Source organism: Streptomyces sp. NPDC001415 (assembly GCF_053597395.1).
On the sequence record NZ_JBSFIE010000004.1, the window covers coordinates 65,004 to 87,378 of the forward strand.

At 69.8% G+C, this 22,375-nt stretch carries 21 protein-coding genes; 5 read left to right on the forward strand and 16 right to left on the reverse strand.

What is annotated here, in order from left to right; genetic code table 11:
- Positions 1-147 precede the first annotated feature (147 nt).
- Positions 148-1,341, reverse strand: coding sequence for a Gfo/Idh/MocA family protein (locus tag ACWC2B_RS06450; RefSeq protein ID WP_450715303.1), 1,194 nt, complete (start codon positions 1,339-1,341; stop codon positions 148-150).
- A gap of 1,263 nt (positions 1,342-2,604) precedes the next feature.
- Between ACWC2B_RS06450 and ACWC2B_RS06455 the strand changes: the two genes are divergently transcribed.
- A complete protein-coding gene (locus tag ACWC2B_RS06455; protein WP_450715304.1) occupies positions 2,605-3,810 on the forward strand; it encodes an acyl-CoA dehydrogenase family protein in 1,206 nt (401 codons plus the stop codon).
- A 22-nt stretch (positions 3,811-3,832) separates the two neighbouring features.
- Here ACWC2B_RS06455 and ACWC2B_RS06460 read toward each other — a convergent pair whose 3' ends face one another.
- The 8 genes from ACWC2B_RS06460 to ACWC2B_RS06495 form a co-directional block, all read right to left on the reverse strand.
- Entirely contained in the window at positions 3,833-4,396 is a 564-nt protein-coding gene (locus ACWC2B_RS06460; protein ID WP_450715305.1) for a GAF domain-containing protein, read from the reverse strand.
- A 1-nt stretch (position 4,397) separates the two neighbouring features.
- Positions 4,398-5,015: a GTP-binding protein gene (locus tag ACWC2B_RS06465; protein WP_450715306.1), complete on the reverse strand. Its 618-nt coding sequence runs from the start codon at positions 5,013-5,015 to the stop codon at positions 4,398-4,400.
- On the reverse strand, positions 4,993-5,364 hold the full coding sequence (locus ACWC2B_RS06470) for a DUF742 domain-containing protein (protein WP_450715307.1): 372 nt from the start codon (positions 5,362-5,364) through the stop codon (positions 4,993-4,995). Before ACWC2B_RS06470 ends, ACWC2B_RS06465 begins: the two co-directional genes overlap by 23 nt.
- Positions 5,365-5,366: 2 nt before the next feature.
- Positions 5,367-5,801 carry a roadblock/LC7 domain-containing protein gene (locus tag ACWC2B_RS06475; RefSeq protein ID WP_053730984.1) on the reverse strand — a complete coding sequence of 145 codons (435 nt, stop codon included), beginning with the start codon at positions 5,799-5,801 and terminating at the stop codon, positions 5,367-5,369.
- A 7-nt stretch (positions 5,802-5,808) separates the two neighbouring features.
- Complete coding sequence (locus ACWC2B_RS06480; protein WP_450715308.1) at positions 5,809-7,728, reverse strand: ATP-binding protein; 1,920 nt, start codon at positions 7,726-7,728, stop codon at positions 5,809-5,811.
- Between the two features lie 331 nt (positions 7,729-8,059).
- Complete coding sequence (locus ACWC2B_RS06485; RefSeq protein ID WP_450715309.1) at positions 8,060-10,132, reverse strand: UvrD-helicase domain-containing protein; 2,073 nt, start codon at positions 10,130-10,132, stop codon at positions 8,060-8,062.
- 91 nt (positions 10,133-10,223) lie between these two features.
- Positions 10,224-10,382: a hypothetical protein gene (locus ACWC2B_RS06490; protein WP_450715310.1), complete on the reverse strand. Its 159-nt coding sequence runs from the start codon at positions 10,380-10,382 to the stop codon at positions 10,224-10,226.
- A gap of 82 nt (positions 10,383-10,464) precedes the next feature.
- On the reverse strand, positions 10,465-10,893 hold the full coding sequence (locus ACWC2B_RS06495; protein ID WP_450715311.1) for a hypothetical protein: 429 nt from the start codon (positions 10,891-10,893) through the stop codon (positions 10,465-10,467).
- Between the two features lie 247 nt (positions 10,894-11,140).
- On the opposite strand from ACWC2B_RS06495, the gene ACWC2B_RS06500 reads away from it, so the two are divergent.
- Both ACWC2B_RS06500 and ACWC2B_RS06505 read left to right on the forward strand, forming a co-directional pair.
- Positions 11,141-12,400, forward strand: a complete 1,260-nt coding sequence (locus ACWC2B_RS06500; protein WP_450715312.1) for a sensor histidine kinase — start codon at positions 11,141-11,143, stop codon at positions 12,398-12,400.
- On the forward strand, positions 12,385-13,032 hold the full coding sequence (locus tag ACWC2B_RS06505; protein WP_450715313.1) for a response regulator transcription factor: 648 nt from the start codon (positions 12,385-12,387) through the stop codon (positions 13,030-13,032). The genes ACWC2B_RS06500 and ACWC2B_RS06505 overlap by 16 nt, the downstream gene beginning before the upstream one ends.
- 2 nt (positions 13,033-13,034) lie before the next feature.
- Here ACWC2B_RS06505 and ACWC2B_RS06510 read toward each other — a convergent pair whose 3' ends face one another.
- From ACWC2B_RS06510 to ACWC2B_RS06535, 6 genes are all read right to left on the reverse strand, one after another.
- Complete coding sequence (locus ACWC2B_RS06510) at positions 13,035-15,104, reverse strand: transglycosylase domain-containing protein (protein WP_450715314.1); 2,070 nt, start codon at positions 15,102-15,104, stop codon at positions 13,035-13,037.
- 120 nt (positions 15,105-15,224) lie between these two features.
- Positions 15,225-15,830, reverse strand: coding sequence for a nitroreductase family protein (locus ACWC2B_RS06515; protein ID WP_450715315.1), 606 nt, complete (start codon positions 15,828-15,830; stop codon positions 15,225-15,227).
- Between the two features lie 63 nt (positions 15,831-15,893).
- A complete protein-coding gene (locus tag ACWC2B_RS06520; protein ID WP_450715316.1) occupies positions 15,894-16,970 on the reverse strand; it encodes a Leu/Phe/Val dehydrogenase in 1,077 nt (358 codons plus the stop codon).
- Between the two features lie 83 nt (positions 16,971-17,053).
- Complete coding sequence (locus ACWC2B_RS06525; RefSeq protein WP_450715317.1) at positions 17,054-17,848, reverse strand: hypothetical protein; 795 nt, start codon at positions 17,846-17,848, stop codon at positions 17,054-17,056.
- A 94-nt stretch (positions 17,849-17,942) separates the two neighbouring features.
- A complete protein-coding gene (locus tag ACWC2B_RS06530) occupies positions 17,943-18,680 on the reverse strand; it encodes a Phenylacetic acid catabolic protein (RefSeq protein WP_450715318.1) in 738 nt (245 codons plus the stop codon).
- Between the two features lie 294 nt (positions 18,681-18,974).
- Entirely contained in the window at positions 18,975-19,388 is a 414-nt protein-coding gene (locus ACWC2B_RS06535; RefSeq protein WP_450715319.1) for a PaaI family thioesterase, read from the reverse strand.
- 24 nt (positions 19,389-19,412) lie between these two features.
- Here ACWC2B_RS06535 and ACWC2B_RS06540 point away from each other — a divergent pair, with 24 nt between their 5' ends.
- Positions 19,413-20,027: a TetR/AcrR family transcriptional regulator gene (locus tag ACWC2B_RS06540; protein WP_450715320.1), complete on the forward strand. Its 615-nt coding sequence runs from the start codon at positions 19,413-19,415 to the stop codon at positions 20,025-20,027.
- A 7-nt stretch (positions 20,028-20,034) separates the two neighbouring features.
- Here ACWC2B_RS06540 and ACWC2B_RS06545 read toward each other — a convergent pair whose 3' ends face one another.
- Positions 20,035-20,673 carry a response regulator transcription factor gene (locus ACWC2B_RS06545; protein ID WP_450715321.1) on the reverse strand — a complete coding sequence of 213 codons (639 nt, stop codon included), beginning with the start codon at positions 20,671-20,673 and terminating at the stop codon, positions 20,035-20,037.
- Between the two features lie 653 nt (positions 20,674-21,326).
- Between ACWC2B_RS06545 and ACWC2B_RS06550 the strand changes: the two genes are divergently transcribed.
- Entirely contained in the window at positions 21,327-22,349 is a 1,023-nt protein-coding gene (locus ACWC2B_RS06550) for an alpha/beta hydrolase (RefSeq protein WP_450715322.1), read from the forward strand.
- Positions 22,350-22,375: the final 26 nt, after the last annotated feature.

Genomic DNA, 22,375 nt, shown 5'->3' on the forward strand with positions numbered 1-22,375 from the left:
CCCTTTCCCGGGGCGCACACGGCGGCCCTCGGCGGCGTCCACCGACCGCCGGGCACGGAGTGCGCGTCCAGGATCTTGCTCGGAGCGACGAGTCGATCAGGATCACGGCCAGCCGCTCCTCGCCGTCGAGGGACGCGAGCCGCGCCCTCAGTCGGCGTCGTGCCGCTGCCCCCGCTCGAAGTACGCCACGAGCTCGGGGTCGAGCCGGGGCACCTCGCGCGGGGTGCCGCCGGCCCGCAGCGAGGCTGTGGCCTGGTAGCCCGCCGCGACCGCCATGCGGGCCGCGACCGGCGAAGTGTCGGTGACGCCCCCGACGCGCACGAAGCGCAGGAACTCGTCGATGATCAGCGGATCCGCCCCGGCGTGCCCCTGGTCGGCCTCGGCCTTGGGGATGTCGTACGTCTCGTCGGGCTCGGCGCGGTACTCGGAACGCCGGGAATTCCACACCTTCACCTGGCCGCCGGGACCGTCGCCGAAGTTCTCCAGCCGGCCCGCGTCTCCGATCACCGTGTAGTTGCGCCAGTAGTCGGGGGTGAAATGGCACTGCTGGTAGGAGGCGAGGACACCGTTGTCGAGGCGCATGTTGAGCAGGGAGACGTCCTCGATGTCGATGACCGGGTTGAGCGCGCGCTGGGTGTGCGGCGGCCAGTGGCCGTCCTCGGTGTACCAGTCCTCGGTCTTGGGCTCGCCGGGGGCCCGCCGGTGCGGGTTGTCCCCGTACACCATCAGGTCGCCCATGGCCTGGACGTCGCGCGTGTAGCCGCCGGACAGCCAGTGCAGTACGTCGATGTCGTGCGCCGCCTTCTGCAGGAGGAGGCCGGTGGTGTACTGCCGCTCGGCGTGCCAGTCCTTGAAGTACCAGTCGCCGCCGTAGCCCACGAAGTGGCGCACCCAGACCGTCTTGACGGTGCCGATGGCGCCCCGCCCGATGAGGTCGCGCATCATCCGGACTACGGGCATGTGCCGCATGTTGTGGCCCACGTACAGCCGGGTGCCGGTTTCGCGGGCGGTGTGCAGGATCTCGTCGCAGCGCTCCACCGTGATGTCCAGGGGTTTCTCGACGAAGGCCGGCTTCCCGGCGAGCAGGGCGGCGCAGGCGAGGTCGGCGTGGGTGTGGTCGGGGGTGAGGACGAGCACGGCGTCGAGGTCCTCGGCCTCGATCACCTTGCGGTGATCGGACGAGACGAGCGCGCCGGGGAAGGCCGCGGCGGCGGCCTCGCGGGCCCTCGGGTCGGGGTCCGCGACGGCGGCGACGACGGAGCCGCGACCGGGCCGGTGTGCGGTGCGCGCGATGGTGCCGCGCATGCCGTATCCGATGACGCCGATACGGAGGTCGGTCATGTCAACTTCCTTCACGTCGGGCGGTGTTGCGGTGGGGGCTGGCGGTGGAGCCGCGGGACGCCCGCGCCGCGCCGGTGCACGGGACGTACCGACCGGCGGGCCCTGTCGTCCAGGGGCATGCTGCGCATTGTTCTCGATGCCGGTGCCCAGGGCAGGTACATCGCGGCAGCCGCCTGCTTGCGTCGGCCCGGCGAACGTCTACCCGGCGAGCGTCCGCCCGGCCCACCGGGTGGCCGAATTCCTCACCACTTCCCCACACCTCAGGGGCCGCGAGGGCCCGTGCGGCAGCGGGGGCCGCTCGGTCAACCCCCGTTTCGCGTCGGGCGGCCGGTGTCCGGAAGCAGGCGCTCGCCGGCCGGACCGCGCCGGAGGCAGCAGACCCTGACCAGGGCGGCATCCGATTCCGCATCGCACGCTCCGGCACGCGCCGCGCACCACGTCCGCACACCGCATGCGCCGGGCCACACCCCAACGCGCCACACCCGAGCGCAACCGCCAGAGGGACGGATAGGTGTCGTCGGCTCTTTCAGAACCGATCAACTCACCGACAGAGAAGAGGAGTTGCGGATCAAGACACACGACCCGCAACTCCGTCGAGGACTCATGCGGGGCCACCGGCGTGACGCGCCACCTGGCGCGCCAAGATCCGCAGCCGCCTTCGCCGCCGCCGAGCCGAGCCCCGCCGGGCCGCTCTCCGTAGGGAACACCACCAGGTCAGCGCAGTGATCGAGGAGCCCGCGCGCGGTTCCCAGCCGGCCGCTCAACCCCGTCGCGTGCGGCACGGCACCCCCGCCTCGCCACCTGGTTCGCCACCCGACGCCACCCCAGCGAAGCGAGGACTGCCGCCCCTACGGCACTGCGGGCCTCGATCATTCACCCACATGCAGGAAGGGAAGGTCGTTTTCGTCGATGTCGAAGCCGAATCGGTTCTGCACTTGTCCTTGGATGTCATGACCGTGCCCATCTGATTCCGCTTCCTGGCCCTCAGTGCCACATGCCCACGAAACCTTTGCCGTTGGCATGTGGCAGATAGTTGCGTGAAGGGGATGCAATCGACTGGGACCGAACGGGCCGGCCCGCACACAACACATCGCCATTCAAACGTCAACCCGCCTGATTCCAGCCAAAGTTGACGGTGAATGTTGTACGAAGCGAAGGTGATCCACAGCATGAGGAGGTCGGCCTCTTCGGGACGGGACCACTGCCGATGCACCACCTGCCACGGCCTCCCGCGGCAGGCGTTTCGCGGAGGAGGGCTCGCGGATGGACGGATACTTCAACAGCCGACTGCACCAACAACTCAGGGAAGACGTACGGCACTTCGCGGAACGTGAGGTCCGGCCGCGGATCGCCGAGATGGAGACGGCGCGCACCGTCCAGCACGAGCTGTCGCGGCTCATCGCCCGGCAGGGCTGGATAGGAGCCACCGTGAGCCCCGCATACGGCGGGATGGGGGTCGGCCACCTCGGCAAGACCATCATCATCGAGGAGCTGTCCCGGGTGAGCGGCGCGATGGGCGCCATGGTGCAGGCCTCCCAGCTCGGCGTCGCCAAGATCGTGCACTTCGGCAGCGAGGAGCAGAAGAAGAGCTGGCTCCCGGCCGTTTCCGCAGGCGAGTGCCTGCCGACGATCGCCGTGACCGAGCCGGAGTCCGGCGGTCATGTCCTGGGAATGGCGGCGAGCGCGGTCCGCGACGGCGACGACTACCTGCTCAATGGCCGAAAAGTGTACGTCGGCAACAGCCACGTCGGCGATCTCCACGGGGTGATCCTGCGTACCGGACCGGGCTCGAAGGGGCTTTCGGCCTTCCTCGTGGAGTCGGACCGGCCGGGCTTCTCGCTGGGCGAGCACCGCGAGGCGATGGGCCTGCACGGCTTCAGTTTCGGCGAGGTCCGTTTCGACAACTGCCGTGTCCCCGTGGCCAATCGGCTCGGCGATGAGGGTGACGGGCTCGCCGTCGCGTACTCCTCCAGCGTGCTGTACGGGCGGGCCAACCTCACCGCCGTGTCGCTCGGCATCCACCAGGCGATCCTTGAGGAGACCGCCAGATTCTGCACGGAGCGGATCCGCTACGGCAAGCCTCTGCATGAACTCCCCAACATCAAAATCAAGTTGGGGCAGGTGAAGTCCCGCCTCATGACGGCCCGGCTCGTCGCCTACCACGCGGTCCATCTGCTCGACCAGGGGCTGCCCTGCGACGCGGAGCTCATGAACGCGAAGGTCGTCAACGTCGAGTCGGCGCTGGACTCCGCGCGCAACGCCATGGAGATCCACGCGGCGGCCGGGCTGTTCACCGACCGCCCCATCGAGCGCTACCTGCGCGACGCCCACCACATCTTCGCCCCGGCCGGCACCTCGGACGTACAGCTGCTGAGGCTGGCCGAGGTGGCCCTCGGCACGGCGAAGGGCCAGTGGTCGCAGCGGCTCTCCGATCTGGTGCGCATGGAGGAACTGGCCGCGGCCCACTGACCGTACGTGCGGCGGGGGCGGCTCAGATACGGCCGTCCTCGCGCCGGTGGATCTGCTCGATGAGTTCAGCGGCCATGGACTTGATGGTCTCCAGGCCGGCCCGGCCCCAGGGCCTCGGCTCGGTGTCCACGACGCAGATCGTGCCGAGCGCGATGCCCGTACGGTCGATGAGCGGCGCCCCGAGATAGGAGCGGATGCCGATCTCGTCCACGACCGGGTTGCCCGCGAACCGCGGGTAGTCGCACACGTCCTCCAGGACCAGCGCCTTGCGACGGACCACGACGTGCGGGCAGTACCCGTGGTCGCGGGCCATGATCCGGCTCACTCCGCCGGACGCGGCGGCCAGGTCCGAGCCGGTGTGCGCACCGTTCGGGGTGTGCAGGCCGGCGAAGAACTGCTGGTTCTCATCGATGAAGTTGACCATCGAGAAGGGCGCCTCGGTCACCTCGGCGAGCTTGCGCGCGAACTCGTCGAAGGCCGGGTCGGGCCACTCCCCCATGCCCAGCTGCCGCAGCCGCTGGACGCGGACCGGCGCCTCCCGGTCGACGGGGGTGAGCAGGAGGTGTCCGGTCGGGTCGTACGTCATGTCAAGCTCCATGGCTGGTGGCTGCCGGGATGGTGGCGAGCAGATGCTGGACGAGAGTGACCAGCGTCCGGATGCCGGAGCTGCCGATGCGGGCGTCGCACAGCACGACGGGGACCTCGGGCTTGAGGTCTATGGCGGCCCGCACCTCCTCCGGGTCGTAGCGGTAGGAACCGTCGAACTCGTTGACGGCGACGAGGAATCCGATGCCCCGCCGCTCGAAGAAGTCGACGGCGGAGAAGCATTCGTCGAGCCGCCGGGTGTCGGCGATGATCACCGCGCCCAGGGCCCCCTCGGACAGCTCGTCCCACATGAACCAGAAGCGCTCCTGCCCGGGCGTGCCGAACAGGTAGAGCACGTGGTGGTCGTCCAGGGTGATGCGGCCGAAGTCCATGGCGACCGTCGTGGTGGTCTTGGACTCGACTCCCGCGAGGCTGTCGTGGGCCACGCTGACGGTGGTGAGGAGCTCTTCGGTGGAGAGCGGTTCGATCTCGCTGACCGCCCCGACAAAGGTCGTCTTGCCGACCCCGAACCCTCCCGCGACGAGGATTTTCAACGCGGTCGGGAACTGGTCGACGGCGTCCCCGTCGGACGGGGCGTCAAAGCCGTCGTCGTAGGCCATCGAGCACTGCCTCCAGCAGAGATCGGTCGGTGGGTGTGTGGTGGAAGCGGGGGGCTCGTGCGGTCACCGCCCCGCAGTCCACCAGGTCGGACAGGAGCACTTTGGTGACGACGGCCGGCAGCCGTAAGTGCGCCGAGATCTCCGCCACCGAGGTGGGCCCCTTGCACAGGCCGAGGGCCTGCGAGTGCTCGGGGCCCAGGTGCGTCTGCGGGATCGCGCCGGTGGCCATCACCTGCGAGAGCAGGTCCAGGGTCGCGGTCGGCCGGGTGCGGCCGTTGCTCACCGTGTAGGGACGGATCAACCGCCCGGCCGCGTCGTCGAGCCACGGCCCGTCCTGTGGGGCCGCCACGGTCAACTCCTCAAGCCGCTCGGTGTCCCGGCTCCCTGCCTGGCCGGCGTCACGAGATAGGGCCGTACGCTCTTGACGAGCATGGCCATCTCGTAGCCGAGGACCGCCGCGTCGGCCTCCCGGCCGGCGAGGACGGCGAGACAGGTGCCCGATCCCGCCGTGGACACGAACAGCAGCGTGGAGTCGAGCTCCACCACGACCTGCCTGACCTCGCCCCCGTCACCGAAGCGGGCCCCCGCGCTCCGGCCGAGGGAGTAGAGGCCGGAGGCGAGTGCCGCCATGTGGTCGGCGCTGTCGGTGTCCAGGCCGTGAACGGATTTCACCAGACCGTCGGAGGAGAGCAGAACCGCATTGCGGGTGTAGGGCACCCGCTGGACCAGTCCGCTCAGCAGCCAGTCGAGGTCCGAGACGTGTCCGGTCGGCGCATCGCTCGCCATGGTGCATCTACTCCTTGGAGTGTTCGGCGTCAGTTTCCGACTGGAGCGCCTGGGGGGACTGGTGGGTCGGCTGTGCGGGGTGGCTCTGCTGTGCTTCGGCGAGGCCGATGCCCCGTTGGAAGGCGGCCATCAACCCCGGGTCGTGCAGGGCGTGTTCGTCTTCCTTGCGGGGTGCGGGCGCGTCCCGCAGCTGGGGTACGAGGTGTTCCTGGCTGCGGCGCCGGGGTAGATCGGGGCGGCCCATGGTGCCGCGCACGGCTCCGTTCTGGGCTCTCGGGGTGACGGGCACCCGTGCTTCGACGGGCTCGGGGGCCGCGCCGTGGTGGGTGCCGGGGGGTGCGGCGGCCGGGTTGGGCCGCTCGTCGTGCGCCCCGCGCACGGGCAGCGGGCCGCTGCCGTGTCCGGCCGCGGTGGGCTCGGCCAGGTGCTGGCGGGGCGGGGGCAGCAGATCGAAGGCGGGCCGGGCCTGGTGTGCGGGCTCCGGCTGTACGGGAGCGATGGCGGGCGCGGGGACGGCGGCCGGGAGAGGCACGCTCACCTCGGCGGGCTGGGTCACCTGAGGGGGCGACGGCACGACGGGGATCTGGCCGGTGCTCTCCCGCTCCACGCTCTGCGCCGCCTGCGGCTGGGGCCGTCCCTGCTGGTTGAGGCCCTCGGGCTCGGCGCCCAACAGGCCCTGCGGCAGCACCAGTACGGCCTGGACTCCGCCGTAGATGTTGGTCTGGAGGCGGACGGCGATGCCGTGCCTGCGGGCCAGCGCGGAGACCACGAACAGGCCGATGCGGCCGTCCTGGAGGAGGTGGGCGACGTTGACCTGGTCGGGGTCGGAGAGCAGCGCGTTCATCTTGTTCTGCTCGGTGACCGGCATGCCGAGGCCCCGGTCCTCCACCTCGACGGCCAGACCGGCCGTCACGAACTGGGCCCGCAGCAGGACTTGGGTGTGCGGGGCCGAGAACACCGTGGCGTTCTCGACGAGTTCGGCGAGGAGGTGGATGACGTCGGCGACGGCGTGGCCGCGCAGCGTCCCGTCGATCGGCGGTACCAGCTTGACGCGGGGGTACTGCTCGACCTCGGCGATCGAGGAGCGCAGGACCTCGGTCATGGTGACCGGGTGCGACCACTGGCGCCTGGAGATGGCGCCGCCGAGCACGGCGAGGTTCTCGGCGTGGCGGCGGATGCGGGTGGCCAGGTGGTCGACGTGGAAGAGGCCCTTGAGCAGCTCGGGGTCCTCCACCTCGTTCTCCAGCTCGTCGAGGAGCTGGATCTCGCGGTGGACGAGGGACTGCAGCCTGCGGGCGAGGTTGACGAAGACCTCGACCTTCTGCTCGTTGCCGACGCTGCTGGAGAGCTGGGAGGCCTGCACCACGGCGACCACGGCCGCGTCGTGCGAGCGGGTCAGCTCGTGCGCGAGCAGCTCGAACTCGTCGGCTCCGGCGGGCAGTTGAGCCGGTGCCCGGCGCGCGGGCGGCCCTTCGCCGCGCCGCAGGGCCTCGACGACCGTACGGAGGTCGGCGGCCGAGCGGGCGCTGCCCCGGCGCAGTCCGTTGGCGCGGCCGAGCACGGTCTTGGCCGCCCGGTCGGCGCCGATGCCGGCGGCGATCAGGGCGGCGATGGCGAGCACGGCGAGGCCCGCGAGCATGGCCCAGAGCCCCACGGTGGGGTGGCTGCCGGTGGAGTGCAGGGTGAAGGCGACGGCTGCCGCGCCGCACAGCACCGCCACGGTGGCGGGCAGTACCGCGGCGCGCAGCAGCTGCGGGCGTATGCGGGACTCGGGCGACGGGCGCGGCCCGGGGGGCGTCGGCGCCCGGCCTTCCGGGGCCGGATGCCCGGCGTCGGCGGTGGGCTGCTGCGGCCGGGTGGCGTTGCGGCCGTGCCGCCCGCCCTCGCGGCGGTCCGGCCGCGCGGCGGGTGCGCGGAGATGAGACATCGGTGTCCTCGGTGCGTGGGGTCCCATGGATCATTCTGGCAGGCCCAACTCGGCTGATGTAAGGCCCACTTTGATCGTCGACCACTCACCGTAGTCGTCAATACATCACCCTCGGTGCGCAGTTGGCAAAGTTCCACGCACAGCGTCAGGCTCTGGTATGACGCATCGTACGACAGACCGATAACGTGCGGGATCTTCAACTGTGCCCTGCGGAACGCTCGATGTCATTTCCCGCTCCCCCGGGTTCCGCTTCGCCGCATCGTTCCACTGGCTGCCGGGGGTGGGTTCGAGGGGCGTCACGGGGGCGTCGGGACGACCGCGACACCGGTCGCTATCGGGCCACGCTGCCCAGCCACAGCACATCGCGTGCGCGGGTCATCGCGACGAACAGCCGGCTGCGGACCAACTCGTCCCGCTCCCTCGCCGTTTCGGCCGCGTCCGCCCCACGGGTGTCACCGCCCTGCAGCAGGGTGTCGTACTGCGGCAGGTACACGTGTTTGAACTCCAGGCCCTTGGCCCTGCGGTACGACCCGAGTTTGACCGCGCCCACCGGGCGGCCGTCGTAGTGCTCCAGCAGACACACCGGGATCCCGGCCCGGGTGAGCAGGCGCTGGTAGCACTCGATGGTCCGCCCTGACGGGCACAGGACGGCGACATCGGCGAGCGCGTCCGCGGGCAGCGCCGCCAGAGCTTCCAGGAGGGCTTGGTCGTGTTCGGCGAGGGTGGGCTTGGTGACTCGCACGACGTGGCCGTCGTGGTAGGTCAGCTCGACTTCCCGGCGGCCCGGCGTGCGCAGGCCGTCGATGTCCTCGAAGGAGTCGTCGGCGACCACTTCGAGAGCCGCATCCAGGATCTGCTTGCTGTTGCGGTAGTTGGTACGCAGCACCTGCCCCCGGTCGCCGCGAATGTCGATACCGGCATCGGACAGGCGGAACCCGCCCGGGTAGACGGCCTGTTGGCCGTCACCGACCAGGAGCAGCCCGTTGGGCGCGTCGCCGACCAGGGCGTGCAGCAGGCGCACCCCGACGAGGGTGAGGTCCTGCACCTCGTCCACGACGACGGCCGCGTACGGCGGGCTCGGCGCACACCGCCGGGCCTCCGCCAGGGCGAGGGTGAGCACGTCGTTGAAGTCGTGCACCCTGCTCTTGACGCGCAGGGACTCATACGCCTCGTACAGGGCCCACACCGCCCGCCGGTGTGTCTCGCGCAGCGCGGTCCGGCGGCGTCGGCGGACCACGGCCGCGTATTCCTCGAAGGTCGTGATCCCGCGCCCTTTGATGACGTAGTCGATCTCGTCGTGCCAGTAGTCCGACGCCGGGTCTATCTCGGCCAGGCGGCTGTCGCGGCCTACGTGCATCCAGGCGAGGCTGAAGGCGGTCGTCGCCTTCTCCTTGTGCAACCGGACCGGGACGCCACGGCCGCGCAGGAACTCCTGGGCCCACGAATGCAGGCTGCTGAAATCCACCCGGTCCGCGACGGCGGGGGCCATGGTCTTCAGGAAGTGGCTCTGCACCCGGGGCAGGTTGTTGGCGAAGGTCACGTACAGGATCCGGCCGCCGACGCGCCGGGCGAGGTGGGCGGTGCGGTGCAGGGCGACGACTGTCTTGCCCGTGCCCGCCGGGCCGCTGATGCGCGCCGGGCCCGCCCAGTTGCGCCGTACGAGCGCGACCTGATCGGGGTGGAGGAACGTCATCCACTGCTCGATGGGCGCCCGTAACGCCTCGTCCAGGGCCGCGTCCCGCAGACCTTCGAGGTCGAACAGGCCGTCGGATTGGTCCTGTTGGGACTGAGCGGGGGCCTCGGGCCGGCCGACGGCCGATCCCTCGTAGTCCGGGAAGACCCGCTCCAGATGGTCGGCGATCGCGCGAACCGATTCGGGGCGCATCCCGCGGCGCTCCCGCATCAGCGCCGGCCCCACCTCCCCCTCCCCCAGCACCCGGATCCTGCCGAGCTCGGTGTCGATCCGCCGCCCCGCGAAGACCATGAGCGGCTGGACCGCCACCGGGGACAGGCCGAGGGAGGCGACCGCCCCCTCGGCCACCCTGGTCACGGCGAGCAGTTTGGCCGCGTGATCGTCGCGCGGCTCACCTCCGGCGCTGAGCCGGCCGCCCGAAGTCTCCGGCGGGGAACGCCAGTTCTTGACGTCGATGACGAAGACACCGCCCGGGCCGACGAGGAGCATGTCCACATTGGCGGCCCGCGTGCCCGGCCAGCGGCGGTCCACGAGCAACCGCCACCCGTACTCGGTGAGCATCAACAACTGGGCGTGGACCCGCTGTTCACCCTCACTGGCCGCCTCCCACCGATAGGCCTCCCGGCGGGCCGCGTGCCACTGCTCCCGCAGTAACCGCTCCTGCCGCCGCGCCTCCTGCGCCCGTCGCGCCGCCGACCCGCCTGCCGCCATGCCCCAGCCCCCCTCGTACACGGAGCAGCGATCATAAAACCGTGCGCCGCCCCTGCGTCAGGGTGGGTCGATGCCACGCGGGGCGCGTGCCCTAACTCCGGTCGGCCGCATGCTCCTTGAGGAAGGCGCCCGCGTGGGCTGCGGCCTCTTCCTTCGTGGCGTGGTGCGAGGCGGCGCCGGTCTCGCCGTGTGCGCCGTCGGCGGCCCGCCCCGCCCAGCGCCAGTGGCCCGAGGACGGGTCTCGCGACAACGTGGCGCTGCCGCCGCAGAGTTCGACGACGCTCTCCCCCGGTTCACCGACCTCGGCACAGGGACCACAGGCCGTTCGGGCGCTACTTGGCGAAGGCCGCGCGCAGTCCGGCTCCGTTGACGACGAACGCCGTCGCGCCGAGCGCGAGCGCGCATCCGACCTGCATCGCGACGAACCACCCCGGCAGGGCACCCGGGATCATGTCGACGGCGACGATCGCGATCGGCACGACGACCGAGATGACGCGCACCCGCACATACGCCCATCGCTTTCCGTGTGCCGCGAGCACAGTCAGCCAGTGAGTCACCGCGGCGCTCGCGAGCACTCCGCCCGACCGGCCCCACATGAACGAACTCACGGTGTGTCCGGTGAGGGCGCGGACAACCACGGTGAGCATGACCGCGGCACTCAGCGCACCATAGGCCGCGACGATCAACTTCGCTTTGCCGAAAGCTCGTTGGGAGTTGGTGAGGTGTGCTGCCCCGGGCGTGGTGCGGCTGGTGGTTTCCATGACCCTCGTCTTCCTTCGTGATGGCTGTGTCCGGCTTCGTGTCGACGTTAGGAAGCGCATCGATCCGCCGGTATGGGCCTGGACGCCGCGGTGGGTGGGTCCAGACCCACTCCTGGGCCGACCTGGGGCGTAACAGGCTCCGGCCGGTGCAGAGTGGAGATCGGCAAGGCGTACCGGCCCGGGGGCGCCGTGCGGGAACTGCCCGTGCCACGATTCCGGGTCGTGAGGGAGAGGGAGGAGCAAGGTCATGCGACGGCTGGGAGTGTGGGTGGTGGCTGTCTGTGTGGGGTTCGTCCGGGCCTGCGTCGTGGTGGCGGCCACCATGGTGATCCCGGCTGTGTGGGCCGGCGCCATAGCGCTGGGGATCTGGTGGGGAGCGGCGAACCCGTGGTCGTGGGTCGCGCCCGTCGTACTGGTCTGCGTGGGCACGCTCGGCCTGTCCCGCCCGGTGTGCCGGACGGTCCGCCACCTCGTAGCGCGGTGGACCGGGACCGTCATCCCCTCCGGATACCGGCAGCCCGGGCCGGTGACGCGGCTGTCCACCGGGTACTGGTGGAACGGCTTCAGTTACGAGCGCACCAGCCGCGACGCCGTCATCGACCAGAAGCTGCGGCTCCGGTGGAGCGACCCCGCCAACTGGCGCGACCTGCGGTTCGCGGCGATCGTGCCGGTCACCGCGGGCGTGGTCGCGGTCATCCCTCTCGCCGGGGTGGTCGCGGCGGTCCTGGGGTTCGGCCGGTCCGGTCTCGGAGCGCACCTCGTCGGAGCGCTCGGCATGGTCGTGGCCCTCGCCACCTCCCCGTACGCCTGGCGGCCCGTCGAGCCCGTGGCCGTACGGTTCCTGCGGGCGTCGGCGGCGATGGCGCTGGCCGACCGGGTGGATGAGCTGACCGCACAGCGCGCGGACACCACGGTCGCGCAGGCCGCCGAGATCCGCCGGATCGAGCGGGACCTCCACGACGGGGCCCAGGCGCGCCTGGTCGCGCTCGGGCTGTCGCTGGCGACAGCCGAGAAGCTGATGGACACCGACCCCGTCCGGGCCAGGGCTCTGATGCGGGAGGCGCGGGTCGGCGCCACCACCTCGCTGACCGAGCTGCGCGAACTCGTCCAGGGCATCAACCCGCCCGTCCTGAACGAGCGGGGACTCATCGATGCCGTACGCGCCTTCGCCCTGGACAGCCCGCTGGAGGTGGCGGTCGGCGCCGACATCGAGCTGCGCCTGGACCCACCCATCGAGTCCGCCCTGTACTTCGGCATCGCCGAACTCGTGACCAACGCGGTCAAGCACGCCCGCGCGAGCCGGGCCCGGATCTCCATCGCCTTCGACGGCACCGGCATCGTCGTGGAGGTCGAGGACGACGGTCGGGGCGGGGCCGGCGTACGGGCCGGCGGTGGCCTCGCGGGGCTGCGCCGCCGCCTCGCGGTCTTCGACGGCACGCTGGAAATCACCAGCCCGGCAGGCGGCCCCACGCGGGTGAGGATGATGGTGCCATGCGAATCGTCGTAGCCGAAGACCTCTACCTGCTGCGCGACGGGATGGTCCGCCTCATCGAGGCGTACGGACACGAGGTGGTGGCGACGGCGGCCACCGGCCCGGAGACCCTCGACGCCCTCCTGAAGTGGCGGCCTGACGTTGCCGTCGTCGACGTGCGGATGCCGCCGAGCCAGTCGGACGAGGGCCTGCGCGCGGCCCTCGCCGCGCGCCGCGAAGCGCCCGGCCTGCCCGTCCTGATCCTCTCCCAGCACGTGGAACAGCTCTACGCCCGCGAGCTGTTGGCCGACGGCGCCGGTGGCATCGGCTACTTCCTCAAGGAGAGCGTGTTCGACGCGGACCAGTTCATCGACGCCCTGGAGCGCGTCGCCGTCGGCGGGACCGCCATGGACCCGGCCGTCATCGCCAAACTGCTCGCCAGCGGGTCCTCGAACCGGCTGCTCGAAGGGCTCACCGAACGCGAGCACTCCGTGCTCGGCCTGATGGCCGAAGGCCTGTCCAACCAGGCCATCGGCCGGCGGCTCTTCCTCAGCGAGAGCGCGATCAGCAAGTACACGACGTCGATGTTCGGCAAGCTCGGCATCACCGACGACGACAGCAACAACCGCCGCGTTCTCGCCGTTCTCACGTACCTCAACAACCCCTGACCTCAGCCGTCCGACCTTGAGCCGCCGGGCAGCGTCGTCGTGGTGAGCGTTCCGGCGGGCTGTCCCGCGAGCGCTCCCTCGATGGAGTCGCGCCAGACGGGTCCCGCGAGGGTGCCGCCGAAGGCCTGGCCGATGGTTTCGCCGGCGATGCTCTGGCCGTCGAGGTCCTGCGGGCTCCTGGTGTCGCTGACGACGGCGGCGCCGGACAGTTCGGGGGTGTACCCGGCGAACCACACCTGCTTGCTCTCATCGGTGGTGCCGGTCTTGCCCGCGCTGTCGCGATCGGTGAGCCCCGCGGGCTTGCCGGTGCCGTCCTGGACGACACCCAGGAGCATGGTCGTCACGGTGTCGGCGGTCTCCGCGGACATCACCTGGTGGCAATTGGCCTGCGGCACCGGGACGTTGGACCCGTCCGGCTTGGTCACCGAGGTGACGGCGACCGGCGTGCAGTACGTACCGTGGTTGGCGAAGGTGGCGTACACGTTGGCCATCTCCAGCGGGGTCAGGTCGTTGCTGCCCAGCGTGAGCGAGGGGACCACCTGCAGCTTGGTGCCGCCCGCCTGCTCCGTGATGCCTAGCGCGTTGGCCATCTTCGACACGTCGCACAGCCCGGTGTCGGCCTCCAGCTGGGCGAAGTAGGTGTTGACGGACTGCGCCATCGCGTCCGGCATGGCGAACGGGCCGGTCAGCGACGGGCTGTCGTTGTGCACCTCGCCGTTCTCCGGATAGGTGTGGCCCGCGCAGTCGGACATGGCGGGCCAGGGCATGGAGTAGGGAGCCGGGTACTTCTGGTCCGGGGTCGTGCCCTTCTCCAGGGCGGCGGCCGCCACGATCGGTTTGAACGTGGAGCCGGTCGGGAAGCCCAGGCCGCCGCCCATGTCCGTGCCGACGTTGAGGTTGATCTCCGTCTGATGCGCGCCCAGGCCGTACTCCCGGCTCTGCCCCATGGCCACGATCCTGCCGGTGCCGGGTTGGACCAGGCTCATCACGGCGGCCGCATCGTCCGTGGTGTACGCGTGCGAGGTGACCGACTGCTGCAGGGCCTTCTGCGCCTTGGGCACCAGCGTCGTACGGATCTGCAGACCGCCCCTGCTCCACAGGGCCTGCCGCTCGGCGGCGGTCTTGCCGAACGCCGAATCGGTGACGACGACGTGGTGTACGTAGTCGCAGAAGAAGCCCTCGCCCTGCTGAGCGGTGATGCAGCCCTGGCGCGGCTTGCTGATCTTGAGCTTGATCGGCGCGCTGATCGCCTGCTGAGCCTGAGCGGCGGTGATCGAACCGTACTGGGCCATCTTGCTCAGGACCGTGTCGCGGCGCTGCTTGGCCAGGCGTGCGTTGGTCACCGGGTCGTACATGGACGGCGACTGGACGATCCCGGCCAGGAGGGCCGCCTGGGGCAGCGAGAGATCCTTGGCGTGCGCGCTGAAGTAGCGCTCGGCGGCGGCCTCGACGCCGTAGGCCTGCTCGCCGAAGAACGTGATGTTCAGGTAGTTGGTGAGGATCTGGTCCTTGGGCAGGGTCTGCTCCAGCTCGATGGCGTAGCGCAGCTCCTGGATCTTGCGGCCGAGGGTCTGGCGCTGGGCTTCGAGGACCGCCTTCTGGTCGCTGCCCGCCTGCTCGACGAATACGTTCTTCACGTACTGCTGGGTGAGGGTGGAGCCGCCCTGGGCCACGCCGCCGCTGGCCGCGTTCTTGTTCAGGGCGCGCAGTACGCCCTGCAGGTCCGCGGCTCCGTGCTGGTAGAACCGGTTGTCCTCGATGTCGACCAGCGCCTTGCGCATGACCGGGGCGATCTGGTCGCCGGGGATGACGGTGCGGTCCCGGTCATAGACCGTGGCGATGAGCCCGCCGTCGGCGTCGTAGATCTGGGACGCCTGGGACAGCGGCGGCGTCTTGAACACGTCGGGCAGATTGTTGAAGCTCCGCGCCGCGTTCTTGGCGCCCAGGCCCAGCGCGCCCACCGCGGGCAACGCGATCCCGGCGGCCAGCGCGCCCGCCAGAACGCTCACCCCGAGGAACCGCAGGGTGCGGGTGAGCGGGGATCCGGGCTGGCGGGGGCGCGTGGAGGACATACGGCGAAACATACGCAGCCGACCTGTGAATCACGTCAAATAATCGTCTATGGAGGGTAATTCCGGCCGCGTGGTACTGAGGCTGGTCGCGGTTGGTCTCCGCTGGTCATGCCGGGTCCCTCAGGGGCAAGATCTGATCATTTCGGCTCGCGGGTGCTCGGGCGGGGCCGGGTCGGGCGGGGCTGTGAACAGGGAGACGCGGTGGTCGACCGGTACCGGGGAGCGCGGGACGGTACGCCGGGTCGGGTCCGGGCTGCCGATGTACAGCCAGCCGATGAGCCGCTCGTGGGGTGCGAGCCCCAGCAGGCTCCGGGTGTCGGCGGAGTCGACGGCGGACCCGGTGCGCCACATGCTGCCGAAGCCCCTGCCGTGCAGGAGGAGCATCAGCGAGTTGACCATCGCGCTGCTCGCGGCGAGCTGCTCCCAGTCCGGTACGCGGTGGTTGCGCTGGGGCACGAGGACCAGGGTCGCGAGCAGCGGGGCGCGCAGTGGTTTGCGCCCCTCGCGCCGGACGGCTTCGGTGTCGGTGGCGCCGGACGCGAAGGCCTCGCCCAGCGCCGCCCGGCTGTCACCGCGTACGAGGATCCACCGCCAGGGGCGGAGATGGCCGTGATCGGGCGCGGTCGCCGCCCAGCCGAGCAGATCGATGAACTCCTCGTCGCTGGGGGCGGGTTCGATCAGCCGGTGCGCGCTGCGGCGGGTGCGGATGGCGGCCTCCAACTCCATCAGCGAACGCCCCTCTTCGCGGTCGGCGGCATCGGCACTTCCCTCCCCTTTCCTTGGTGGCCCTCACCCGCACCTCGGCGGGAGCCAGAACGAGCGGACGCCTCGTACTGCCGCGAGGCGGTCGCGGGCCATGCTGGTCGCGGCGGCCGCGGTGCTGATGTTCAGGTGCTTCGCCCTCGTGAAGATCTCGACGAGCCGTTCCGGGATCAGCTCGGCGCGCTGCCGCACCCGGTTCATGTCGTGCCCGGCGGGATGCAGTTCGTCGACCACCTGGATGAGGCCGAGCGCGTTGATCACGAAGTCCGGTGCGTAGAGGACGCCCCGCGCCGCGAGTCGATCCGCGATCGTGGGTGCGGCCAGCTGGTTGTTGGCGCCGCCCGCGACGATCCGGCAGCGCAGCTTGTCCACGAGGTCGGCGTCGATGACATTGCCGATCGCGTTGGGGCTGAGGACGTCGGCGTCGAGGAGGTAGAGCTTCTCGCGGCTGACGACCTCGGCCCCGCATGCCTCGGCCACCCGCTCGGCCTTCTCCTGGTCGATGTCGGCCACGGTCAGCCGTGCGCCGCCTTCGGCGAGATGGGCCGCGAGCCGTCCGCCCACCTTCCCCACACCGTCGATGGCGATGTGGCGGCCCTCGACGCTGTCGCTGCCGTCGAGGTGGTCCAGACAGGCGCGGATACCGAGGTTCACGCCGTACGCGGTCATCGCGCCGGATTCGCCGGAGCCGCCCTCCTCCACGTCCAGGCCGCGTATCCACCGGGACTCCTTGCTCATGATCCGGAGGTCGGCGGTGGTGATGCCCATGTCGCAGGCCGCGATGAACCGTCCCGAGAGGCTCTCGACCGCCTGGCCGAAGGCACGGAGCAGCGTTTCGGACTTCTCCACACCCGGGCCACCGAATATGACGGCTTTCCCGCCCCCGATATCCAGTCCGGCGCACGCCGCCTTGTAGGTCATCGCACGGGAGAGGCGTAACGCGTCACCGACCGCCTGGTCGTCATCGGCGTACGGAAGGAATCTCACCCCGCCGAGCGCGGGGCCCAGCAGGGTCGAATGAATGGCGATGACGCAGCGGAGCCCGCCGGGGCCGGAGCTGAACAGAACCTGCTCGTGCCCGTCCATTTCGTTGAACACACTCATAACCCACCCCAGGATCGTGTCCGGTGACAGCCGGGCCGGCGGCCCGCATGGAGGCGCGAACCGCCGGCCCGTCCGGCAGAGAATTATGCGGCCGGCTGCAATCCGGACGAGAGCAGTGCTGCGTCCAGGACGTCCCACAGCGCGCACAGCGATTCGAGGAAGTCCTCGACGCCCTGCTCTATTTGCTCACTGTTCGACGCGTCCATGACGGTCGAGACGGCGCGGATCACATTTGCTTCGTGCTGCTGCTCGGCACCGGCGTCACCCCAGTGCTCCGCCATGTAGTGCATTTCCGGCTCGTCGAGTTCGGCCTTGTAGTGACCGGAGTCGATCAGGGCGCGCTTTTCGCCGGGGATCAGGGACTGGTTGGAGATGATCTCCAGCGCGAGCGCGGTGCCGAGGTTGCGGACGGTGGTCTCGGCGTCGTTGGCGAACCGGCGCCGGAACACCTCGATGGCGGCCTTCGCCTGAGCCGTGAGGCCCGTCTCGCGGTCATAGCCGGGGAGGCCTGCGAGCAGCCGGTCCGAGGAGGTCTTGAGCCACTCCTCGACGCGCTCGGTGTCGTAGACGTCGTCGAAGACCTGGGAGCCGGTGCGGTTCACGATGTGGCCCGCCATGGTGGCGAGTTCGGGGCCGTGGCCGGACTCGCTGTCGACGATCTCTTCGATGAGGACCGCCTGCTCGTCCCACCCGAGGCCGCGCAGCGCGGTCGGGAACTCGCCGCCGGGCCGGGTGGAGGCGCAGAACGACTGCACCTGGTGGAAGAGCGCGCCGGTGACCTCGGCGGACGGGGGCTTCGCGGCCCAGTGGTCGTAGAGCGGGTGTGCGAAGACGCGGTGCGTCTTGATCCGGTCGATCAGCATGTCGGTCGTCGTCATCAATTCCTACTCCGGTGAGGTGGCTGGGGTTCCGAGGGAAGCGGATCGTTTCCGGGGAGGGCGGGGTCGTTCCGGGAGGGCGGCCCGGCGCCGCTCAGGCGAACTGGAGCTGCGAGGGGTCGACCTTGGGGACGGAGAAGCCGATCTTCTCGATGTGCTGGGCGATCGCGGTCTTGTAGAGCTCGCGGAGTTCGCCGTTGTCGTGCTTGCGCAGGCCCCACCTGACGGCGAGGCGTCCGCGCCGGGAGTCGGGCCGCCCGAACATGTCGAGCGCCATCGGGTAGAACCGGTCCAGCGCCCTCTGGGCCCGGTCGCGGGACTGTCCGCCGGCGTCGTACGCCTCCTGCATGAGGCGCTTGCCATAGCCGAAGTGCCGGGCCTCCTCCTTGAGGATGGCGTCGGCCTCGACGCGCAGGGGGGCGTACGTGCTCGTGGTCATTTCCTTGATCTGGAAATGCCCTTCGAGCTCGCAGAGGAAGCTGAACGCGGCGCGCTCTTCCCAGACGGTGAATTGCGTGGTCATGCTCTCGGCGGGGAAGTAACGCCGGTCTGCCACGGCCTGGTTCACCATGTGCGAGGTGTCGATGCCGAGCGGGGTGAGCAGTTTGGCGAAGCGCCGGAAGTGGTCCACTTCCTCCATGCCGAACTTGAGGCACATATAGCGCTCGTCGGCGTTGGGAGCGAGCGGATAGAACGAGTCGACATAGGTGTCGCCGGCGCTCAGCTCGCCCTCACCATTGGCGAGCATCTGATGAGTCAGTACCTCCCGGTATTCCTCGGGGAGTTCACCGACACTCTCCAGGCTCACATTCTCCGAATAGACAGCAGCCATACGAATCTCCTCCGGTAGCCGAGGAAATTGAGCCTATCCGGCTGGTTCGCGCCGTCGGTAGGCCACGATGGACCCATCTCGTCCCGAACCATGGGGGTAACCATGGGGCTCGTAAGAGGTACTTCGGAGGTACGTTTCTCAGGCTCGGGGGCCACACAAGCAACCCCCGCACCACCTGCCGCTCAGGCGTGATGCGGGGGATCTTTTGGGGGTACGGGGCTGTGACATGGCGCGGCTCAGCCGCGCGTGACCGGCCGCGGGCGGCCCGCGGCCGGAAATCAGGACGCGGGAGCGTCAGACCGCGTTCCGCTGCGGCGGCCGGATGTACGTAAGGGTGTGGTGGGAGACCAGCTTCCCCGCCGTGTCCGTCGTCTCTGCGGTCCCGTACACGATCAGCCTCCCGGGCCGGACGATCGTCGACTCGCAGACCAGATCCGTACGGGCGGGCCCGAGGAAGCTGGTCGTCATCTGCTGGGTCACCGAGGGGTCGTCCTCGCCGAACAGCGACATGATCGCGATCCAGCAGGTCACATCGGCGAGGGTCATCGCGCACCCGCCCTGGAGTACGCCGCCCGGGCGGAAGAGTTCGGGGCGCTGCGGCAGCGAGACTCTGGCTCGCCCTTCCTTGACGGCTTCCACTCTGAATCCCCACCAGGGGCCGAACGGGCTGTTATCGAGGACGGCCTGCGCTGCGTCGACATCCATCATCGAAGGAACATAGCATCGTTCGGTATGTCACCGCGCAGAACCAACGCAGAGCGAACCGAGGCCACCCGAGCCCAACTGACCGGTACCGCACGGCAGTTGTTCAGTGAGCGCGGGTACTCCTCGACGACGATCGCGGAGATCGCGGAGCGCTGCGGGCTCACGACGGGTGCGCTGTACCACCACTGGGCGGGCAAGGAGGCGCTCCTGGTGGATGTCGTGCACGACATCCACCGCGAACTCGCCGTACGCATCCGCGCCCTCGGTGTCGAGGACGAACCGGTGGCTCAACTCCTGCTCTCGGGACGTGAGTTCATCGCGTTCTGCGCGGATCCGGCCGTCGCCCGTCTGCTCCTCCTGGAGGCTCCCGCTGTGCTCGGCTACGAGCGTTGGCGGCGGATCGACGAGCAGTGGTGGCTGTCGACGACGATCCGGCTCGTGGAGCGGGCGCGCGCCACGGCTCCCGGAACCGGGCTCGGCGGAGACGGCACGGAGGCGGGTCCCGAGAGTTCCCGCCAACTCGCGCTCGCCCTCCTGGGCGCGCTGACCTATCTCGGGCACGAGGTGGCGATGAAGGGGGAACCGGCGGTCGCCGGCGCGGTCCGGACCTATGAGGTGCTGCTCACGTCGCTCTTCCGTTGAGCGGGGCTCACGACATCGGACCGAGCCGGGAAACGAGCAGCGCCGCTTCCACCCGACTGGAGGCCGATAACTTGATCATGACGCGATGGACATGTTTCTTGACCGTGTTCTCGGCGATATGGAGAGAGGATCCGATCTGTTTGTTCGTCATACCGTCGGCCAGCAGTCGCAGAACGTCGTTCTCGCGTGAGGTGAGATTCGATATCGTCCCCGCGGGCGAAGACATCGGGCAGCCGTCACCCATACCGGAAATCCGTTCTCGCGGGACGAGATAGGCGGCACAGCCGCGGCCGACCAGAGCGATCATGCCGGCGAATTCCTCTTGCAGGATCTCCAGGTCCATGAATCCGGCGACCTTGGCCCGTAACGCGTCCTGGATCGTGACGGCGGAGTCGTGGCACCACAGGACGATGATCGAAACGTGTGCGCCGATCAGCTGGACAAGATGGCGAAGACTGTCGCCCGTCAGTTTGCGCAGATTGAGCAGGACGATATCGGGTTTTGCACAGTCGACGGCGGTCAGAACGCCGGCCACGTCCTGCGCCACTCCGACGACGTCGAGCCCGGGCGCCTCTCTGCTCATGGCCACGAGACCGGATCGGGTCACGACCTGGTCGTCAGCTATCAGCACGTTGATCGGTGCCATGTACGGCGTTCCCTTTCCCCCGTGCGACCGCCTGCGGGCCTCTGTGGAGGCCGGGCGCCAGTGCGGCCACTTGATCGAATAAGGTCTGAATGCCGGTCCGCCATTGAGCCGCATTTGTCGGGGGCCAATGGGAAATACGGTGATGAGGCGGGCCTCCGCACCGTCGGCGACGCACACTTCTTCGTGGATCGGCTCTCCTGGATCAAATCGATCCACTGCGATCCGGCACGGGCGGGGACGGGGACGCCCCGGAACAAGGCTCAAGTACGGGTTGTCCGACTTGCCGCCCTTACCGAGGTAGGGCTTTGTCCGAATCCCGCAACACGGGATCGCTCCAGCTTCACTGAGGCCGACGGGGAAAATCAGCCATGCGCGCGAACATCTCCTGCACATCCAAGGCGTACCCCCCTCTGCCTGGTGTCGGGCTCACGGCGAGCGTACCTCACGGTCACTCCTGTGGGGAGATCTGAATGAAATCTTCCGCATGAGAGCATTGACCACGGCCCAACTCGCCTGAATCAGCCATTCTTTCCGATATCAATCGGCCATTCGGCTCCGGGAAGAAGCCCCGGGCGCGCACGGAAAATCGGCCATAAACACAGTCCGGGGGGCGACCGACTGGCTTCCGCCCGGCGGGTGGTTGACTACGCCGTATGGATCTCGCACCAGGGTTCGCAGGGCCGCCGGAGCCCACCCCGGCCTCGACGCCTGGAGCCGCGCCCCCGCTCGACCCTGAACTGAGCCTGTCTCTGGGGACGTTGAGAGCCGAGCCCTTCACCCCGGAGAACCTCGCGGCTCGGCAGGAGCGGGATGCCACCACCCGGGCCCGGCCGACCGCCGAGGATCTGCGGGCCGACGGCCGCTTCGAGGTGGCCGAGCTACGGGTGCCGGGGGCGTCGGGCGGCCAGGACGTCACGCTGGTGAGCGCTCGGCCCGGCGGGGTCAGCGGCCCGCTGCCGATGCTCTACTACCTCCACGGCGGCGGAATGATCATGGGCAACGCCTGGTCCGTACTCCCGCGCCTGCTGCGCGAATTGGCCCTTCCGTTGGAGTTGGCCGTCGTCTCGGTCGAGTACCCGTTGGCTCCGCAGGCTCGGTACCCCGCCCCGATCGAGGCCTGCTACGCCGGTTTCGTCTGGGCGGCGGCGCACGCGGCCGGTCTGGGCATCGACGCGGACCGCATCATCGTCGGAGGAAAGAGCGCCGGCGGCGGTCTCGCGGCGGCTCTCGCCCTGCTCACCCGTGACCGGGGCGGCCCCGCACCGATCGGCCAGCTGCTCCTGTCCCCGATGCTCGACGACCGCGGCACGACTTGCTCCAGCCATCAGATGGCGGGCATCGACACCTGGGACCGGACCTCCAACTCCACGGCGTGGCAAGCCCTGTTGGGGGATCGGTACGGCGCTGCGGACCTGCCGCCCTACGCGGCCCCCGCCCGCGCCACGGATCTGTCAAGGCTGCCCCCGGCGTACATCGAGGTCGGGTCGGCCGAGACCTTCCGCGACGAGGACGTGGCCTACGCCAATGCGCTCTGGCAGGCCGGCGGCCAAGCCGAACTGCACGTATGGCCCGGCGCCTTCCACGGCTTCGACACCTTCGCGCCCCGGGCGGCCCTCAGCCAGGACGCCCGCGACGCCCGCTCCCGCTGGCTCCGTCGCGTTCTCACGGAACGGTAGTTGAAGCCACAGCCCTCGCGAACAGC

Bases quoted from the DNA above. Each gene is read 5' to 3' on its own strand.
- ACWC2B_RS06450 (WP_450715303.1), bottom strand. From the start codon at position 1,341: ATGACCGACCTCCGTATCGGCGTCATCGGATACGGCATGCGCGGCACC.
- ACWC2B_RS06455 (WP_450715304.1), top strand. From the start codon at position 2,605: ATGGACGGATACTTCAACAGCCGACTGCACCAACAACTCAGGGAAGAC.
- ACWC2B_RS06460 (WP_450715305.1), bottom strand. From the start codon at position 4,396: ATGACGTACGACCCGACCGGACACCTCCTGCTCACCCCCGTCGACCGG.
- ACWC2B_RS06465 (WP_450715306.1), bottom strand. From the start codon at position 5,015: ATGGCCTACGACGACGGCTTTGACGCCCCGTCCGACGGGGACGCCGTC.
- ACWC2B_RS06475 (WP_053730984.1), bottom strand. From the start codon at position 5,801: ATGGCGAGCGATGCGCCGACCGGACACGTCTCGGACCTCGACTGGCTG.
- ACWC2B_RS06480 (WP_450715308.1), bottom strand. From the start codon at position 7,728: ATGTCTCATCTCCGCGCACCCGCCGCGCGGCCGGACCGCCGCGAGGGC.
- ACWC2B_RS06485 (WP_450715309.1), bottom strand. From the start codon at position 10,132: ATGGCGGCAGGCGGGTCGGCGGCGCGACGGGCGCAGGAGGCGCGGCGG.
- ACWC2B_RS06495 (WP_450715311.1), bottom strand. From the start codon at position 10,893: ATGGAAACCACCAGCCGCACCACGCCCGGGGCAGCACACCTCACCAAC.
- ACWC2B_RS06500 (WP_450715312.1), top strand. From the start codon at position 11,141: ATGCGACGGCTGGGAGTGTGGGTGGTGGCTGTCTGTGTGGGGTTCGTC.
- ACWC2B_RS06505 (WP_450715313.1), top strand. From the start codon at position 12,385: ATGCGAATCGTCGTAGCCGAAGACCTCTACCTGCTGCGCGACGGGATG.
- ACWC2B_RS06510 (WP_450715314.1), bottom strand. From the start codon at position 15,104: ATGTCCTCCACGCGCCCCCGCCAGCCCGGATCCCCGCTCACCCGCACC.
- ACWC2B_RS06515 (WP_450715315.1), bottom strand. From the start codon at position 15,830: ATGGAGTTGGAGGCCGCCATCCGCACCCGCCGCAGCGCGCACCGGCTG.
- ACWC2B_RS06520 (WP_450715316.1), bottom strand. From the start codon at position 16,970: ATGAGTGTGTTCAACGAAATGGACGGGCACGAGCAGGTTCTGTTCAGC.
- ACWC2B_RS06525 (WP_450715317.1), bottom strand. From the start codon at position 17,848: ATGACGACGACCGACATGCTGATCGACCGGATCAAGACGCACCGCGTC.
- ACWC2B_RS06530 (WP_450715318.1), bottom strand. From the start codon at position 18,680: ATGGCTGCTGTCTATTCGGAGAATGTGAGCCTGGAGAGTGTCGGTGAA.
- ACWC2B_RS06535 (WP_450715319.1), bottom strand. From the start codon at position 19,388: ATGATGGATGTCGACGCAGCGCAGGCCGTCCTCGATAACAGCCCGTTC.
- ACWC2B_RS06540 (WP_450715320.1), top strand. From the start codon at position 19,413: ATGTCACCGCGCAGAACCAACGCAGAGCGAACCGAGGCCACCCGAGCC.
- ACWC2B_RS06545 (WP_450715321.1), bottom strand. From the start codon at position 20,673: ATGGCACCGATCAACGTGCTGATAGCTGACGACCAGGTCGTGACCCGA.
- ACWC2B_RS06550 (WP_450715322.1), top strand. From the start codon at position 21,327: ATGGATCTCGCACCAGGGTTCGCAGGGCCGCCGGAGCCCACCCCGGCC.